14 protein-coding genes are annotated in these 15740 nt (G+C 51.2%); 10 read left to right on the plus strand and 4 right to left on the minus strand.

Features of this window, described 5'->3' with window-relative positions; genetic code table 11:
• The first annotated feature begins 556 nt into the window (after nucleotides 1–556).
• The 9 genes from WCN91_RS14135 to WCN91_RS14175 all read left to right on the plus strand — a co-directional run bounded on the left by WCN91_RS14135 (nucleotide 557) and on the right by WCN91_RS14175 (nucleotide 11005).
• Nucleotides 557–1087: a hypothetical protein gene (locus WCN91_RS14135; protein WP_342680023.1), complete on the plus strand. Its 531-nt coding sequence runs from the start codon at nucleotides 557–559 to the stop codon at nucleotides 1085–1087.
• Between the two features lie 16 nt (nucleotides 1088–1103).
• A complete protein-coding gene (locus tag WCN91_RS14140; protein WP_342680024.1) occupies nucleotides 1104–2366 on the plus strand; it encodes a hypothetical protein in 1263 nt (420 codons plus the stop codon).
• Nucleotides 2367–2408: 42 nt separating this feature from the next.
• Nucleotides 2409–3863, plus strand: a complete 1455-nt coding sequence (locus tag WCN91_RS14145) for a hypothetical protein (protein WP_342680025.1) — start codon at nucleotides 2409–2411, stop codon at nucleotides 3861–3863.
• A gap of 5 nt (nucleotides 3864–3868) precedes the next feature.
• Nucleotides 3869–5857: a PEGA domain-containing protein gene (locus WCN91_RS14150; protein WP_342680026.1), complete on the plus strand. Its 1989-nt coding sequence runs from the start codon at nucleotides 3869–3871 to the stop codon at nucleotides 5855–5857.
• Between the two features lie 133 nt (nucleotides 5858–5990).
• Complete coding sequence (locus WCN91_RS14155) at nucleotides 5991–6761, plus strand: MotA/TolQ/ExbB proton channel family protein (protein ID WP_342680027.1); 771 nt, start codon at nucleotides 5991–5993, stop codon at nucleotides 6759–6761.
• A gap of 5 nt (nucleotides 6762–6766) precedes the next feature.
• Nucleotides 6767–7834: a vWA domain-containing protein gene (locus WCN91_RS14160; RefSeq protein ID WP_342680028.1), complete on the plus strand. Its 1068-nt coding sequence runs from the start codon at nucleotides 6767–6769 to the stop codon at nucleotides 7832–7834.
• Nucleotides 7831–8775, plus strand: a complete 945-nt coding sequence (locus WCN91_RS14165) for a hypothetical protein (RefSeq protein WP_342680029.1) — start codon at nucleotides 7831–7833, stop codon at nucleotides 8773–8775. Before WCN91_RS14160 ends, WCN91_RS14165 begins: the two co-directional genes overlap by 4 nt.
• 95 nt (nucleotides 8776–8870) lie before the next feature.
• Nucleotides 8871–9566 (plus strand): DNA-3-methyladenine glycosylase I, encoded by a 696-nt coding sequence (locus tag WCN91_RS14170; protein WP_342680059.1) that lies wholly within the window; start codon nucleotides 8871–8873, stop codon nucleotides 9564–9566.
• Between the two features lie 8 nt (nucleotides 9567–9574).
• Nucleotides 9575–11005, plus strand: a complete 1431-nt coding sequence (locus tag WCN91_RS14175) for a protein adenylyltransferase SelO (RefSeq protein WP_342680030.1) — start codon at nucleotides 9575–9577, stop codon at nucleotides 11003–11005.
• Nucleotides 11006–11079: 74 nt separating this feature from the next.
• Here WCN91_RS14175 and WCN91_RS14180 read toward each other — a convergent pair whose 3' ends face one another.
• A complete protein-coding gene (locus WCN91_RS14180; RefSeq protein ID WP_342680060.1) occupies nucleotides 11080–12276 on the minus strand; it encodes a dipeptidase in 1197 nt (398 codons plus the stop codon).
• Between the two features lie 607 nt (nucleotides 12277–12883).
• Here WCN91_RS14180 and WCN91_RS14185 point away from each other — a divergent pair.
• The gene (locus WCN91_RS14185; protein WP_342680031.1) at nucleotides 12884–13108 is read left to right on the plus strand and encodes a hypothetical protein; all 225 of its coding nucleotides are present in this window, start codon (nucleotides 12884–12886) and stop codon (nucleotides 13106–13108) included.
• Between the two features lie 1015 nt (nucleotides 13109–14123).
• Here the strand turns inward: WCN91_RS14185 and WCN91_RS14190 are convergent.
• The 3 genes from WCN91_RS14190 to WCN91_RS14200 form a co-directional block, all read right to left on the minus strand.
• Nucleotides 14124–14387: a YheU family protein gene (locus WCN91_RS14190; RefSeq protein WP_105190304.1), complete on the minus strand. Its 264-nt coding sequence runs from the start codon at nucleotides 14385–14387 to the stop codon at nucleotides 14124–14126.
• On the minus strand, nucleotides 14384–15358 hold the full coding sequence (locus tag WCN91_RS14195) for a hydrolase (protein WP_342680032.1): 975 nt from the start codon (nucleotides 15356–15358) through the stop codon (nucleotides 14384–14386). Before WCN91_RS14195 ends, WCN91_RS14190 begins: the two co-directional genes overlap by 4 nt.
• A 170-nt stretch (nucleotides 15359–15528) precedes the next feature.
• Nucleotides 15529–15675, minus strand: coding sequence for a hypothetical protein (locus tag WCN91_RS14200; protein ID WP_342680033.1), 147 nt, complete (start codon nucleotides 15673–15675; stop codon nucleotides 15529–15531).
• Between the last annotated feature and the right edge of the window lie 65 nt (nucleotides 15676–15740).

Raw genomic sequence — 15740 nt, forward strand, 5'->3', positions numbered from 1 at the left:
AGATTGGAAGGCCAGCCCCGACATAAAAAAACTCCCACGGCTATCTGTAGGCGAGGCTTTAGCCTTGCAAAAGCAGAATATTAAACCCGCTTGGATGTTGCTCACAGAAGGCTGGGAAGCAGAGTTGTTTTAACAATACATCCATGTAGCTTGGTTACATCGGTCATCCATGCAGTATTGAATACGTCCTGTATTCCCCCCTTCGGGCCAGCTAACGCTGTTCAAATCTGTTCCAGACAGGTTTGTCACCTCCTCGTGCTGCGACGATACTTAATCGTCGGTCACTCGTCGCCTAACAAAACCTTACAATGAATTGTTTGCCTTATTAACAGGAAAAGCGGTACAAATAGGTAATAATTAGGGTTATACCAATTCACTTAAATAGCTAATCATTCTAGCGGGCTAAATATCGTGCTCACGGCGTTGGAATTTTTCTATGGAGAATACTACATAAGAAAAACTCCGCCTTGTTACCACATCATTTATCCAGCGCTATATTTGCCCACATACTTTACAGAATTGGTATTCTTCACCGTTTGGCTTAAAGGGAGCACCTATGCCTGTTGTATTGTTTTGCTTGTTACTTGTGTGTTTACCTGTCGCAGCCTCGCAAGCGCCAATACAAACGGCTTACGACTGTACTGCCGTGGAAATAGATGAAATTGATCCTGCTACTTTGACCAAGCAGGAGCGCATTAAGCTAATGGAAAATGCGCTGCTTGATTCGGTAAATAAATACAGCACCTGTTTGGATAAGGTGCAGCAGCAAATGGCAAGTGAACAGGGCCAAGGGAGTTCTTCAGCACAGGGACAGGCACAGCAAGGTGCTCAAGCTGAGTCTGAATCTCAAGGAACTCTGGCGGAGCAAATGAATGAGGATTTACCCTTGTCTACTCAGGATCAGGGCTCTACTGAGGAACAGGAAAAAATGAAATCCGGTGGTGGTCGGGCGCAACAGATTGTTAAGCCTAAAGATAACGACTCTATTATTTGCACTATGCTTTATGAAGAAATCAGCAAAGAAACAAACGAAGCCACCAAGCAGGCGTTAATTAAGCAATATGAAGACTACAATTGCACTAAGTAAGCAAAGGTATTGAGATATGATATCTAAGAACCCTTATAGGCTAGCGGCGCTGTTGATCATGATGATTGTCACCCTCAGTGCCTGCCAATCGACCTCGAACAAGAATACTCGTAATGCTCCTCTAGCGGTCGGTCCGAACGCAATGGGGCAGGACTCATACAGCACGGCTAAGGCGCTACCGCAGAGCAATATTTTTTTAGATGTTGCGGTGCCGGTATTTGATCCTGGCTTACCCATGGACGGCAATAAGGTCGATTATGATGAGTTGGATGAAATGGATATTTGGCCGCAATTACGTCGTGCCGAGGCCAAGCGTTTTGCGGTAGAGACCAAACGCGCCATTGCCGCTACTCGTGCTTTTGGTTCGGTATCTGTGGTGCCCGATGCCAATACCAGTGCCGATTTATACGTGCTGGGTACGGTATTGCACTCTGACTCAGAGTTTGTGCGCCTTAAGGTAACCGTAGTCGATAGCAGTGGTGAGCCTCTCGATAGCGAAGAGTTTGAGCATCAGGTTTCCAAGAGTTATTTCCGCGATGCCTTAAATAAAGGCAAAGACCCGTACCAGCCTGTGTTTGATGAGGTAGGCGACTATGTTTATCGCCTCTTGATGGACCTTTCCGAGCAAGAAAAGCAAACCTTAAAAAACACCAGCTTAGTGCGTTATGCGCATTATTATTCTCCCGAGGCCTTTAAGGACTATCTCAAGGTCTCTATCGACCGTAAGAATGGCACCCGTTTTTACAAGTATGAGCTCAATGGCATGCCAGCGGCTGACGATGCCATGTTGCAGCGCATTGAGGTGTTGCGAAATCAAGAAATGCTGTTTGTCGATCGTCTCCAGGACCAGTTTGATGTATTTCAACAAAGCACAGACGACCCTTATCATGAATGGCAGCGTGAAACCTTGCCCGAGGCTGTCAGGGCACGAGAGGCCCGCGCCGAGCGCAATGCCAAGGCCGTGGTTGGTACCTTAGGCTTTATTGCTGCCTTGGCGCTGGGCAACAACAGTAACTCTACTTCCACCTCGGTTGCGAAAACTGCCGGTGCCCTGGGCAGTGTTTGGCTGCTAAAGGATGCCTATCAAGCGAATCAAAACCTTAAAGTGGCCTCGGCGGTGATAGATGAAATGGGTCAGGGTCTGGATTTAACTCTTAGCCCTCAGGTCATGGAATTTAACGAGCAGCAGGTTGAATTAAGCGGTACTGCCGCCGAGCAGTATCAGCAATGGAAAGCTCATTTAAGGAAGATGTATCATCTTGAAACCAGTGCCAATTAAGCGCCTGCCATTCGCAATAATAAAGAACTTAAGGTATTAGTGGTGGGCGAAGATAAGAAGGCGAGCTTAGATCAGCAGCTACAACAGCAAACCTCGGCCCGCGGGGCAAAGCTCAATACCTATATGCTAGTTGTTGCTGTCACTCTGGCTTTAATGCTGGCGGTGAGTGTTTGGCATGCTTTAAGTGATGATGTGGCAGAGCCTTTGGCACAGGTCACATCAGTGCCAAGTGCTGAGCTGGCTATTCCCCTTGATAGTGCTGCGAACGATGCCCTACGCGAGCAAGTGCAGCAGGCCATTTTAACCTTTGAGCAGCAGCACCAAGCCCTGCTAACTAACGACCAGGTGATCGCTTTCGCCCCCGAGCTACAAATACAGGCCAGCGCTGCTTTTGATGCTGCCCTAATGGCCTTTGCACAAGGCCAGTTTCGCCAGGCTCAGGCATCTTTACAGCAGGCCGATGAACTGGCAACCGGGTTATCAGCACAATGGCAGCAAGCCATAGACAGCTGGTATCAGCAGGCATTAAAGGCGCTGGAGCAGCAACGCCCGCAAGAAGCCAGGCTTTATGTGGATAAGATGTATGCGCTCAATAAAGAGGATGCGCGCATCGATACCTTGCAACAGCAGATCCAGGCCTTTGCCCAGCAGCAAAGCCTAAGGCGTGATTATCAGGGCGCCATAGCTGAGCGCAATATAGATAAGCAGGCGGCAGTATTGAAGCAGCTTGTGGCGTTGCAACCCGAAAACAAGGAGTTGCAGGATAAGCTTAATGTTGCCGAGGAAAGCATACGCAAACGCCAGATTTCCCAAGCGGTCAAAGAGGCGCAGCAGGCCTTGTTACAGCAAGACTTTAGCGTGGCCGAGCGGGCAATTACACAATTGCAGCGTTTAAAAGCCGATGGCGACACCCTGAATTTATTACGCGCACAATTAAGTAAACAGCAGCGCCAGTTGAGTACCGAGCGCACCCGTGCGCTGTTAGTTGCCGCCAGCGAACAGCAGCAGTGGCAACAGGTTGAAAGCCTGGCGCAGCAATATTTGGCGCGCACCCCAGGCGATAGCATCATTACCCATTTGTTGAACCGTGCCGAACAGGTATTAGCGGCGCAGCGCGCTTTAAGCGTTTATACGGCGCGACCTGAGCGCTTAAGCGACAGCAATATACGTGCTCAGGCCGAGGCGGCGGCAGCTAAGGCCCAGCCTTATGCCCCTTACTCACGGCAATTGTCAGATAGCCTTGATGAGTTGAAGCAACACTTGAGTCACTTTAGCACCCCCATCGCCGTGACCTTGCTGTCTGATGAGCAAACCCAGGTACGCATTTATGGCGGTGATCAGCTTGGGGAATTTGCTCAAAAGCAAGTGATGCTCTTACCCGGCAGCTATACTCTGGAAGGACGCAGAACGGGTTATGTCAGCGTCAAATATGAGCTTGAGGTGAGTGCAGCAGATACGCCTATTACGCTTACCATAGCCTGTACAAAAAGGATTTAGTGGTTATGTCTGAATTAGACGCACAATTAAAACAAAGGCAAAAAAGCAGCCTGTTACCCTTGCTGATCGCCAGCTGCTTAGCGCTGCTGAGCGTGGCGGCCATAGTGATTTATCTGTTTATCGCCAAGGGGCATGCCATTAAGGTGTTACCCGTTGAAGCGCAGGAGCAGGCTCAGGTGGAGATTGCCGCTGGGTTTGGCTTGGTGACCGATGAGCTGGTGTATCGTTTTGCCAGCGACGTGAAAATTAAGGTCTCCTCTGCCACCTATTTTTCTCAGGAGCTAGTGCTGACAGATACCAGCCCCGCCGCCGTAACGGTAGAGCTTAAACCTCGCCCCGGTACCTTGGCGGGCAAGGTCACTCAGCCCTATGGCGAACATACCCTGTGGGTTGTTGATGGCCGTTTACTGGCCAAAGGGGTAAGCATTAGCGAGCCACTGAGTGAGGGCGAATACAGGCTCAGTATCGAAAACCCCTATTATCAAAACCAGCAGCAGGCGCTGGTAATGGCGCGGGCGCAAACGACCGAGATAAGTCCTGAGTTAGCTCCCATCTCCGGGGGGCTGGAGCTGACCTCTATCCCCAATGGCGCCGAGGTATATATAAATGGTAAAAGCCTGGGTAAAACCCCTTTAGAGCACACCTTGCCCGGTGGCAGTTATGCTCTGGAGTTACATAAACCGGGTTATGAGCCAAGCATAGAGCAAGTTGAAATTACCGAGCAATTTCCGATTGTTAGCCGCCAATATCAGCTTAAACCCGAGCAAGCTTATTTGGAGATCACCCTGGAGCCCGAGGGTGGCAGCCTGTTTATTGATGGCCAAAAGGTGGCGCCGGGGCGGGTGGCGGTGGATGCCAATACCATGCACAGAGTGCGTTACGATAAGCCGGGTTATTACAGCTTTAACAGCAAGGTGATCCTGCCGCCCAAGGAGCAGAAGTTCTATGCCATTACCTTAAAGCCGGAGCAAGGCAAGGTCAGTGTGCGCAGCAATGTCGAGGCCGAGGTCTATATTAATGGTCAGTTACGGGGTAAAACGCCGCTGACTAAAATCCTGCCGGCCATCGGCCATGAAATCAAGGTGAGTAAACCCGGCTATCGTACAGTGGTTAAAACCCTGACCCCAAGCGCCAAGCACGCCTCTACGGTGGATATCACCTTGTTAACTGAGTTTGATGCTCGCCGTCAGGAAGGGCGACCTTTATTTGTCTCTACTCTGGGCATGGAGCTGCAACAGTTCAAGATGACGCCCTTTACCCTGGGCTCACCGGCCAATGAAGTGGGCCGTCAGCGCAATGAGTTCCAGGTGCAGGTCGACTTTACCCGGCCGATATGGGTGGCCAAACATGAAGTAACCGAGGCGCAATTCCATGCTTTCGATAAACAGGCGCCCAAATCCCAATTGCCGGTAACTAACATCAGCTGGTTGGCCGCCGTGCAATATTGTAATTGGCTCAGTGAGCAAGAAGCCCTGGAGCCCTATTACCGTATCGTCAATAACCAGTTTGCAGGCATCAATAAAAAGGCCCGCGGTTATCGCCTGCTGAGTGAAGCGGAGTGGGAATGGCTGGCGAAAAAAGCCAAGCGTGCCCGTGCCACCAAGTATGTGTGGGGCGACAGCGAGCGGGTGCCTAAGGAAGTGGGTAACTTTGCCGATGCCAGCCTCAAGGGCAAGCAGGCATTTTATCTGGCTGACTATCAGGACAATCACGCCGGCAAGGCGCCGGTAGGCAGCTATCGCGCCGACAAGGCTGGGCTTTATGACTTGGCCGGTAATGTCAGTGAATGGGTATTCGATGTTAGCTCTTATGTCACTCCGGATTTGACCCGAGTGCACAAGGATTATCTGGGCCCCGGAGGCGGGGGCAATCACATCGCCAAGGGCGGTAACTATCAAGCCGGGCGACTGCAGGATTTACGGGCAGCACGCAAAATTATTGCCGATGGGCCCAGTGAAACCATAGGTTTTCGCATTGCCCGCTATGAGAGGTAAGGTATGAAACGTAAAGGCATATTAGTGGTGCTGACCTTGGTCTTGGTCGGCGCCGTCACTTCGGTGGCAATGGCGGCAAAAATCAGTTTAGACTCGCCGGCCACCTTCCCGGTGGATATCTAAGGAGCGCGTTATGGCAACGGACAATACCCGCATGAATTTGCCGCCGCTGGTGTCTATCGGCGTCTTTATTGCCACAGTCGTTGTGGTGCACTTGCTGTATCAAGGAGTGATCCGCCCGGCGGCTGAGGCCGCTATTGCCGCTCATGGCAGTGGTGCCACTACTAACCTCTGGGTGATCTTAAAAGACGCCGAGCAGCAGGCTTGTATGACTTTGGGCTTGTTCTGCCTGATCCTGATGAGCTACAAATATTATCGCATTGTCACCAAGGAAGAGCCTGTTTTTACTTTTGACTATCTGCGCTCTTTCCCCAAGGAGGAGGCGCTGAATGTGGATGAAGCACTGGCCTTTTTAGAAGAAGGGGAGAGTGCCAAAAACAGCTCGGTGGCCACCTGGATTAATTGCTTACGTCGCTATAAAAATACCCAAAATGTGCAGCATGCCGCCGATGCTATTCGTGACAGTGTCGAATCTCTGGCGGCACAACTGGAAGCGGGTAACGCCACCATTCGTTATTTTATCTGGGCCATTCCCAGCATTGGCTTTGTTGGCACGGTGCGCGGTATCGGCTCGGCCCTGGCTAAGGCCGAGGAAGCGGTGGCCGGTGATATCGCCGGTATGGTGGACAAGCTTGGGGTTGCCTTTAACTCGACCCTGGTTTCGCTGTTGCTTTCTATCCTCTTGATGTATGTGCTATTTCATCTAAATAACCGCCAGGATGAAATGGTGCTAAAAACCAAGAACAACTGTGAAACCCATTTGTTAACCCATTTGCATAAGTAGTCAAAATGTTGAAGCGGCGCGGCGAACAAGGGTTCAACCTGTCCTTTCTCGATGTCATGGCTTGTGGCTTGGGCGCTGTTTTGATGATCCTTATTGTTATCAAATTTCAGGCCTCAACCTCGGTGCCCAGTACCGAAATAGAACGACTGCAACAGCGCCTTGCTGCCACCGAGGAGCAGGCCAATGCCTTGCAGCAGGAGCTGGATCAGGTAGCGCAAGCGCTGGCTGCGGCACAGGCGCAAAACAGTGATAACAGCGAGCGCGTGGCCGCGTTAAAAATCATGCAGCAAGCGGCCAGGCAGGCCTTGCAAAATCAACAGGCGGTGGTAGCGCAGTTACAGCAGTCGGTAGCTGCGGCGGCGCCGAAACAGGCGGATGATCCTATTGAGTTAAAAGGCGGTGGCGAGGAAAATTACTTATTGGGCCTCAAGGTTGAAGGTCAGCGCATAGGTATTTTGATCGATCACAGCGCCTCGATGACGGACGAGCAGCTGATCAAGGTGATACGCCGTAAGCTCGGCCCCGCACAACAAAAGCAACAGGGGCCAAAATGGCAGCGTACCAAGCGGGTAGCGAAATGGCTGCTGGCGCGGGTGCCGAAGCAGTCTCAGGTCAGTGTGGTTGCCTTTAATTCTAGCGCCCAGGTGCTGGGCAACAGGGCCATCAACTCGGCCAAGGTGGAGACCAGCATGCAGGCTTTGGTTAAGGACATTGACGCCCTGGTGCCGGAAAATGGCACCGACCTATATACCGCCTTAAGCACCATTAAGAGCACCTTTGCCGATATGGATGCGCTCTATATTATTACCGATGGCTTGCCGACCATGATGTCCGGCGCCCAAGGGTTTCGTGAAACAAAAAATTGTCAGCCCCTTAGCGGCAATATGAAAACCATAGATGGCGATTGCCGCGCCCGAATCCATCAATTCAGCATAGCTCAGGTCGCGCCCAGGGTGCCAACCCATATTGTTTTACTGCCCCTGGAAGGTGAGCCGCTGGCGCCGGCGCTTTACTGGAACTGGGCCAATAACACCGGCGGTTTGATGATAGCCCCGGCGCGGAGCTGGCCATGAAGCGGCGTGAACCGGTAGAAATTTTTAGCCTGTCGTTTTTAGACATTATTTCCTGTGCTTTTGGCGCCGTGGTGATGCTTATTCTCTTGGCTAAAAATGGCGATCAGGGTGAGTTTAATGACGCCAGTCAAATTGCCACCCTGGTGCGAGCCTTGGACGGGGCCGAGCGCAGCGTCCAGCAATTACAGCAAGCCTTGAGCGAGGGCGCCGAGCAGCTGGCCGCCGCACAAGCAGAGGGGGCCAGTAATGCTGATCAACAAGAGGCCTTGCAGACACAACTGGCGCGGGCCAAGGATAAGGTGCAGCAGCTGACCGATGCCGCCTCCGGGCTGGAACAAACCCTGGTGGAGCGTCAGCGCGCCGCTATTAACGCCCCTCGTGCCTCAGTGCGCGATGACGAGGTGGGTGGCATTCCTGTCGACAGCAATTATGTGGTCTTTATTATTGATACCTCAGGGTCAATGAAGACCATGTGGCCGCGGGTGCTGAGAACCATGGATGAGGTGCTCAATAATCATCCCAAGGTGCAGGGCTTTCAAGTGCTGTCCGACAATGGTGAGGTGCTGGGCGGACGCTCCCTTGGTACCTGGCGCAGCGACAGTCGAGCGCAGCGCGCCGGGGTGCTGCGTGGCTTACAGCAATGGCATGGCAGCTCTAACAGCTCGCCGGTGGAGGGGATAGCCGCCAGCCTCAAGGCCTATGCCCGCTATCAGGGGGACCTCGCCCTTTATGTCTTTGGCGATGACTTTACCGGCACCAGTTACGACGATGCCCTAGCGCAAATCAATCGGCTTAATCGCAGTACCGGCGGTACGCCTATCGCCCGTATTCACGGTATCGCCTTTAAGCGCAATATGGGCGCGTCACCGGATATGGTGAAGTTTTCCACCCTGATGCGTGAGGTAGCACGGCAAAATAACGGCACCTTTATGGGGCTGTAGTTTGATCTTCAGATTCGCTCTAAGGGTATAACCCTTTTTGTCATTGTACAAAGCATGTTTTAATGTCTCCCTATACTCAAAAGACCCAGCAGCAGATGGAAAAATATCAATCTATTTATCAGCGTGCGCTTGAGCGCAAGGGCTCACAGGCGCAACTGGAAGCCTTACTCAGTAAGCCAAAAACCACCGAACAATTAAAGCAACTAACCGACGATATCTGGTTAGAAGAGTTCACCCGAAAAATCTTTCAAAGTGGCTTTTATTGGGCGGTGATTAATGCCAAATGGCCGGGCTTTCGCGAGGTGTTCTGGGATTTTAGCGTTGAGAAATTACTGATGATGGCGCCGGAAATGCTGGAGCAAAAGGCCAGCGATGAACGTATAGTGCGCAACTTTAAAAAAGTGCAAACCTTGCCTATTAATTGTCTAATGATCCATGAAGTAGCACAAGAGCATGGCAGCTTTAGCGACTTTGTTGCCCAGTGGCCGAGCGAGGACATTACCGGCCTCTGGCTGTATTTGAAAAAGCACGGCGCTCGCCTAGGTGGCAATACCGGCGCTTTTGCCCTGAGAGCTTTAGGTAAAGACACCTTTGTGTTGTCGCGTGATGTTGAAGCCTATTGCCGTGCCAATGAGGTGATCGACGGCGGTCTGCACTCAAAGCGCTCCCTGCAGGCTATACAAGGCATGTTTAATGAGTTGCAGCAGCAAAGTGGCCGCTCCTTAACTGAGCTAAGCCAGCTTATTGCCTTTAGCGTTGGCGACAATTATGTTGGCATGCAAACCAACTAAGGATAGCTATGAAGCTAAATAACCCCTATGCCCATATTGGCGCCCTGAGTCACAGCGCCAAGGTGCGTCAGTTTAGTCAGCCGCAGCTGTTGCTGTGGAATAGTGCACTGGCGAAAACCCTAGGACTGAACGAGGACGAAACCACTAAAGCTCAGCTTGCCAGCGGCCAGTCTCACTCGGATGCCTATGCCTTGGCTTATGCCGGCCACCAGTTTGGTAATTACGTGCCCTTGCTCGGCGATGGGCGGGCCCATTTGCTTGGTGCCGTCACCGATTCACAGGGGCTGAGCTGGGATCTGCAATTAAAGGGCTCCGGCGCAACCCAATTTACCCGCGGTGGCGATGGTCTTTGTGGTATTGGCCCAGCGGTGCGCGAATTTATTATGAGCGAAGCCTTGGCGGCATTAAAGGTGCCTACCACGCGCTGTTTAAGTGTGACGCTGAGCGGCGAGACGGTGATGCGGCAACAGCCCAGCGCCGGTGCCATAGTGACGCGGGTGGCCAGCAGCCATATTCGCGTTGGCAGCTTTCAGTTTTTAGCTGCGCAGCAGGATGAGCAAGGCTTGGCGCAGTTGGTGGAGCTCACCATCAAGCGTCATTATCCCGAGCTGGCCGAGCTGAACGGGGATGAGCGCTTGTTGGCACTCTTTGGTGCGGTGATGGATAAACAAATCGAACTGATAGTACACTGGCTGCGCATCGGTTTTATTCATGGGGTGATGAATACCGACAATACCCTGGTCAGTGGTGAAACCATAGACTATGGCCCCTGCGCCATGTTGAACGGCTTTGATTTTGGTCGGGTGTTTAGCTCCATCGACCGTACCGGTCGTTATGCCTTTGGTAATCAGCCGCAGATCGCCAGTTGGAACCTGGCCCGTTTCGCCGAAACCCTGATCGACCTCTTTAGCTTAGAGCGCGACCAGGCGGTGGCAGAGTTAACCCAGGTGCTTGGCACCTTCGGCGACAAGTTTAATGCCGCCCTTAAAGCCATGTGGCTACAAAAACTCGGGCTTTTGCCTGAAGACGGTGATGCCGAGGCGCTGGTGGATGAGCTACTGGGGATGATGCAAAAACAGCAGTTGGATTACACCAATACCTTTGCGGCGCTGACCGACTACAGTCAACAGGGCACAGAGCTGCCAGATCATCTAGTTTCGGCCTTGGGAGATTGGCTGGCGCGCTGGCAGGCGCCCGTAGCCGGGCACAAGGAGCAGAGTGTGGCGCTGATGATTGCGGCGAATCCGCAGGTGATCCCCCGCAATCACAGGGTGGAAGAGGTGATCGCCGACTTTGAACGTCAGGGTCACAGCGACAAGTTGGCGCCGCTGCTGGCGGCCATTCGTAACCCTTATCACCTTGCCCCCGAGCATGCATATTTACAGCAGCCGCCAGAGCAGGGCGAAGACGATAGTTATCAAACCTTTTGTGGTACTTAGTGACTAAATCAAAAGTGGACAAATAATAAAGCCCGAGCATTGCTCGGGCTTTTCAGTCTCAAGAGGCATAAATCTTAGTGCGCTTTGGCAAACGCCTCTGCTTGACGCCATACGCGCAGCATATTCTCGCCAAGGATCTTTTTGATATCCGCATCGCTATAGCCACGGTCTAACAAACCTTGTACCAGGTTAGGGTAGCTGGCTACGTCTTTAAGGCCCACGGGTAGTGAGTCACCCACACCATCGTAATCAGAGCCAATGCCCACATGCTCTATGCCGATCAGTTTCACCACGTGGTCGATATGATCTAGCACCTGCTCTAGGCTGGCGAAAGGGAAGGGGTTCTTCTTCAGGTAGGCCGCCTTAAAGTCTGTGGTGTCCTTGCCCGCTTCTTTGGCCTTATCCTGGGCTTCATCGCGACGGTCGTACCAGCTATTTGCGCTGCTGGTGACAAAGCTGGAACCAAAGTTAATTTGGATCACACCGCCGTTCTTTTTCAGCGCCAGCAGCATGTCGTCATCCATATTGCGCTCAAAACCCGGCGTGTATTTACGCAGCGAGGAGTGTGAAGCGATCACGGGCACCTTAGACAGCTCCATCACCTGATAGAAGGCCGCATCCGAGATGTGCGAGACATCGATCAGCATGCCGATATTATTCATCTCGGTGACCAGCTCTTTACCGAATGGGCTTAGGCCCTTCCATTTACGGCGAATATCATAGCTGGAGTCGGAAATATGGTTGCTTTGCGAATGCGCCAGGGTGATATAACGCACGCCACGCTCATAGAAGTGGTGCAGGTTCTTGATCTCGCCTTCGATGGGGGAGCCATTTTCCATACCCATGGCCAGTGACATCAGGCCGTCTTTAAATTGCTTTTCTACGTCCGTAACCGAGTCGGCAATGGCAAACTTATCTGGTGCGCGATAGGCCAGTGCTTCCATCATATCGATCAGCTGATTGGCCAGCTCATAGCTTTTGCCTTTGCCTTCAAACTCTAAATGAGCGGGAATATAGATGGACATAAAGGGCGTGTTTAAACCGCCTTTAATGGCGCGAGGGTAATCGAAATCACCACGGTCTGTGGCCTTGCTGACGTCATCCCACTCATTGTGAATGCGATAAGGGACATCGATATGGGTGTCGATAAGAATGTTTTCTTGCGCCAGTTTTACGGCTTTTTCAGAAGCCTGATGCACTTGTTGTGCGGCAACGCTAAGGCTGCCAAGAGCCAGCGCTAAGGCCGCGCTGAGGGTGGTGAATTTCATAATAGCTGCTCATTGTTATTATTGAATTTGCTGCCCATTGTGGCGGGGTTTTGGGCTTAAAACAAGGAAATAAGATTAATGGGTGCAGGCACGCACTTGGGGGCATTTGTAGGTCAGCCTTTTAGGCCGACAACCTAGGGTCTGTTTATCTTTGTGGTTTACTTTATGTTCAATCTAAACGCATTCTGATCACGACGCTCGTTATGCTGCATAGTCATTCTATGTACATAGCGAGCAACACAGAGCAGGATGCGTTTAGATGAACCCATAGGGCAGCGCTTGTAGCGCATTTCTACTGTGTTGTTACATGTTCATGTAGAATAACTACACCACACATGTGCCGCCTTGTATAAATCCGCTACAAACTGCTGCAGAAACAAACAACAAAGGTCAACAGACCCTAGTAGTTGCAACCGAGTTTACATCGAATTTGAAGGTCTTGTCGCGTTGGGCGGGGCGCTTTAACTTCGTAACGAACAGGAATACTGCTTCAGGGATGAATTGTTTGCACTCCCTCTACTACAGCCTTCAAATTAAGATCTTGTCGCGTTGGCGACGACAACCAAAGAGGTTTTGGTACTTGTAGGTCAGACTTTAGTCTGGCGACCTAATGGATTTTGTTAGATCTTGTCGCGGTGGCGACGGCACCATAGGGGTGGTTTACGCCAACCACCCCTATGAACCCCAAGGCGCCCCAACATTGCATTGTTTCCTCAACGTGCTACGAGAAATGAAGGTAACCAGCGCGCACAGGGCGTCCATGCCCTGGGCACGCTTTCGCTCAGCATCCTGCTGGCGATTACTCTTCTCGTATCCCGTTTCGGATGCAATGTAAGGGGATTAGGCTGATACATTTGCAGGTGATCTGTGGGAGCTGAGCTTTGTTGTAGATTGATGTTTTGCGTCGCCAAAGAGGCTTTGGTACTTGTAGGTCAGACTTCAGTCTGACGACCTAATGGATTTTGTTAGATCTTGCCGCGTTGGGCGGGGACGCTTTAACTTCGTAACGAACAGGAATACTGCTTCAGGGATTAATTGTTTGCACTTTCTCAGCTACTGCTTTCAAATTTAGATCTTGTCGCGTTGGCGACGACAACCAAAGAGGGAGTGATTCGACTCCCTCTTTGGAAACTCCGCGAACCCGTGATTCGCTAATGCTTGCGAACTCGGGTTTTTGCTAAACGCTCCGCTGTGGCTATGACACGATTTAACGGCCCATCCCTGTGCCGGTAAATCTAGCTCGGCATCCATGCCTCACTGTCCTAGCCACGCTTTGCAGCAAAAGCCGAGATCGAAAGCGCGAATCTAAACGGGGAGATCGATACCTGTTAGTGAGGAGTGTTTATTAGCTATTGAGAACAAAGCGCTCAAATTTCTGCTAATACAGTCTTTGATTAGCCTTGTCCGAAGTAATATTTCCTCCAATATCACCGTTGCTGATGACTCTTCTCGTATCCCGTTTCGGATGCAATGTAAGGGGATTAGGTTGATACATTTGCTGGTTGTCTGTGGGAGCTTCGCTCTGTGTTAGTTCATAGAGGTATAGCTTTATGGCTTATTCCTCGCTACTACTGGCGACTTTAAGCTTCATCAGATTCTTGTCTTGGTCTTATGAGCTTTGTTGTAGATTGATGCTTTGCGTCGCCAAAGAGGTTTTGGTACTTGTAGGTCAGACTTTAGTCTGACGAACAAATATCGCCGTAGTCGGCGACCCGACAAGATCTAACGACATGCACTTTTCTTGTTGGCTGAGTGGGCTGCTGCTTTAGGGAGTCAGCATAACAGCAGCGGGTGAGTGTGGTTAGCGAAAAATGCTGGTAGTGGTACGGGCTGGTATTTGCCAGCCCCGATTAAAACTCATCCCTATCAATGTGATAGTCGCCTTCTTCGGCCTGCATTTGCTTAAATTGCTGGGCGCTCATAATGTTTACTTCTTCATGGAGTTCCGAGTAAACGATCAGCGCCTCGCCGCTTTTTATCAGGCCAAGCACCTGTTCGATTTTCGTTTCCTTGTCTACCTCGGTTTCACCATAGTCGGTGCCTTCGCGAAGAATAAATTGCTCTATGAGGTTGGTAAGTGCTTCTTTACTTAATTCTTGGTAGGGAATGATCATGCGTTTTCTAATTGCTCTAAGAAATATTGGGGGACGGTTTGCTCTAGCCAAAATTCCGGTTTAAACCAGCCGCTGCAACTGATAAAGCCCACATGCCCGCCCTTGGCGGATACGCGTAAATCAACGGCGGCGGAGACATCTTCTGGGCGCGGTACCGCTGGGGTGGCCAGCATGGGGTCGTCCTCGGCATGAATTATCAGGGTTGGGGTAGCGATATGTTTAAGATACGGCTTGGCACTGCTTTTTTGGTAGTAATCCTCGGCACCGTTAAAACCATGCAGGGGTGCGGTGATCATATCGTCAAACTGCCACAGGTCATTGATGCTGTTGAGCTGCTCGGCACTCATATCAAGCGCGCCTTTGAGGTGTGGCAGCTTGCGGGTCATGGACTTTTTCATGCGGCCAAGCAGGTAGTGCTGATAAATTTTGCCCAGGCTTTTGCGGATCACCTTACAGGAGCTAGATAAATCATGAGGGGCGCTGATCACCGCCGCGGCCTTAAGGCCACTGTGTTCGCGCTGCTCGCCCAGGTATTTGGCCAGCACGTTGCCGCCGAGTGAAAAGCCGACCGCCGCCAAGGCACGTCCGGGAAAGCGTTGCTGCAGGGTGCGGATAAAAAAGCCTAAATCCTTAGTTTCGCCGCTGTGATAGGCGCGGATTTGTCGGTTTGGTTCGCCGGAGCAATTGCGAAAATGCATCAGCACCGCATCCAACCCTGCCGCTTGCAACGCCAGCATCATGCCCTTGGCATAAAAGCTGTCGATATTACCCTCCAGACCATGGAGGATGATCACTAGTGGCTTATCCGGCTGAGCCGGTTGTGCCCAGGCAAGATCGAGAAAGTCGTCATCTTCTGTGGTGATGATTTCGCGGCTGACATTGACCTTAAAACCGGGGCGAAAAAAGCGCGGTAAAATGGTTTGCAGGTGGCGGCCGGGCATCCACCAAGCAGGGGTAAAGTGGTTACTCACTGAATATTTACCAACAAAATCAGAATACATCGCGCACTATACTAACAAAGTTTGGCGGTATGCTCATTTTTATCGCACAAAAATAAAGTCTCCGCTAATGCAAGATTAGAGGAGACTTTGTGCGTCGTGCTTAATTTGGTTGTTGCTACTTATCCAGTCTCAACAGAAAATTACTGTCCTTCAGGAACTTCAGCATCCATAACTTTTTTGATGAAAAAGCCGACATAAAACAAGCAAAGTAGTACTACAACACTGAGGAAACCGAATGATAAAAACAACACTGGGTCTGAGAAAAAATCGCGAAAGAATACTTGCATGATGGCGTCTCCTGTTCCTTTGATATAGCTAGTGTAGGAGAGCCGAGCCGGTGGCGATATGACCT

This window comes from Pseudoalteromonas qingdaonensis (assembly GCF_038739665.1).
Taxonomy (GTDB): Bacteria; Pseudomonadota; Gammaproteobacteria; order Enterobacterales; family Alteromonadaceae; genus Pseudoalteromonas; species Pseudoalteromonas qingdaonensis.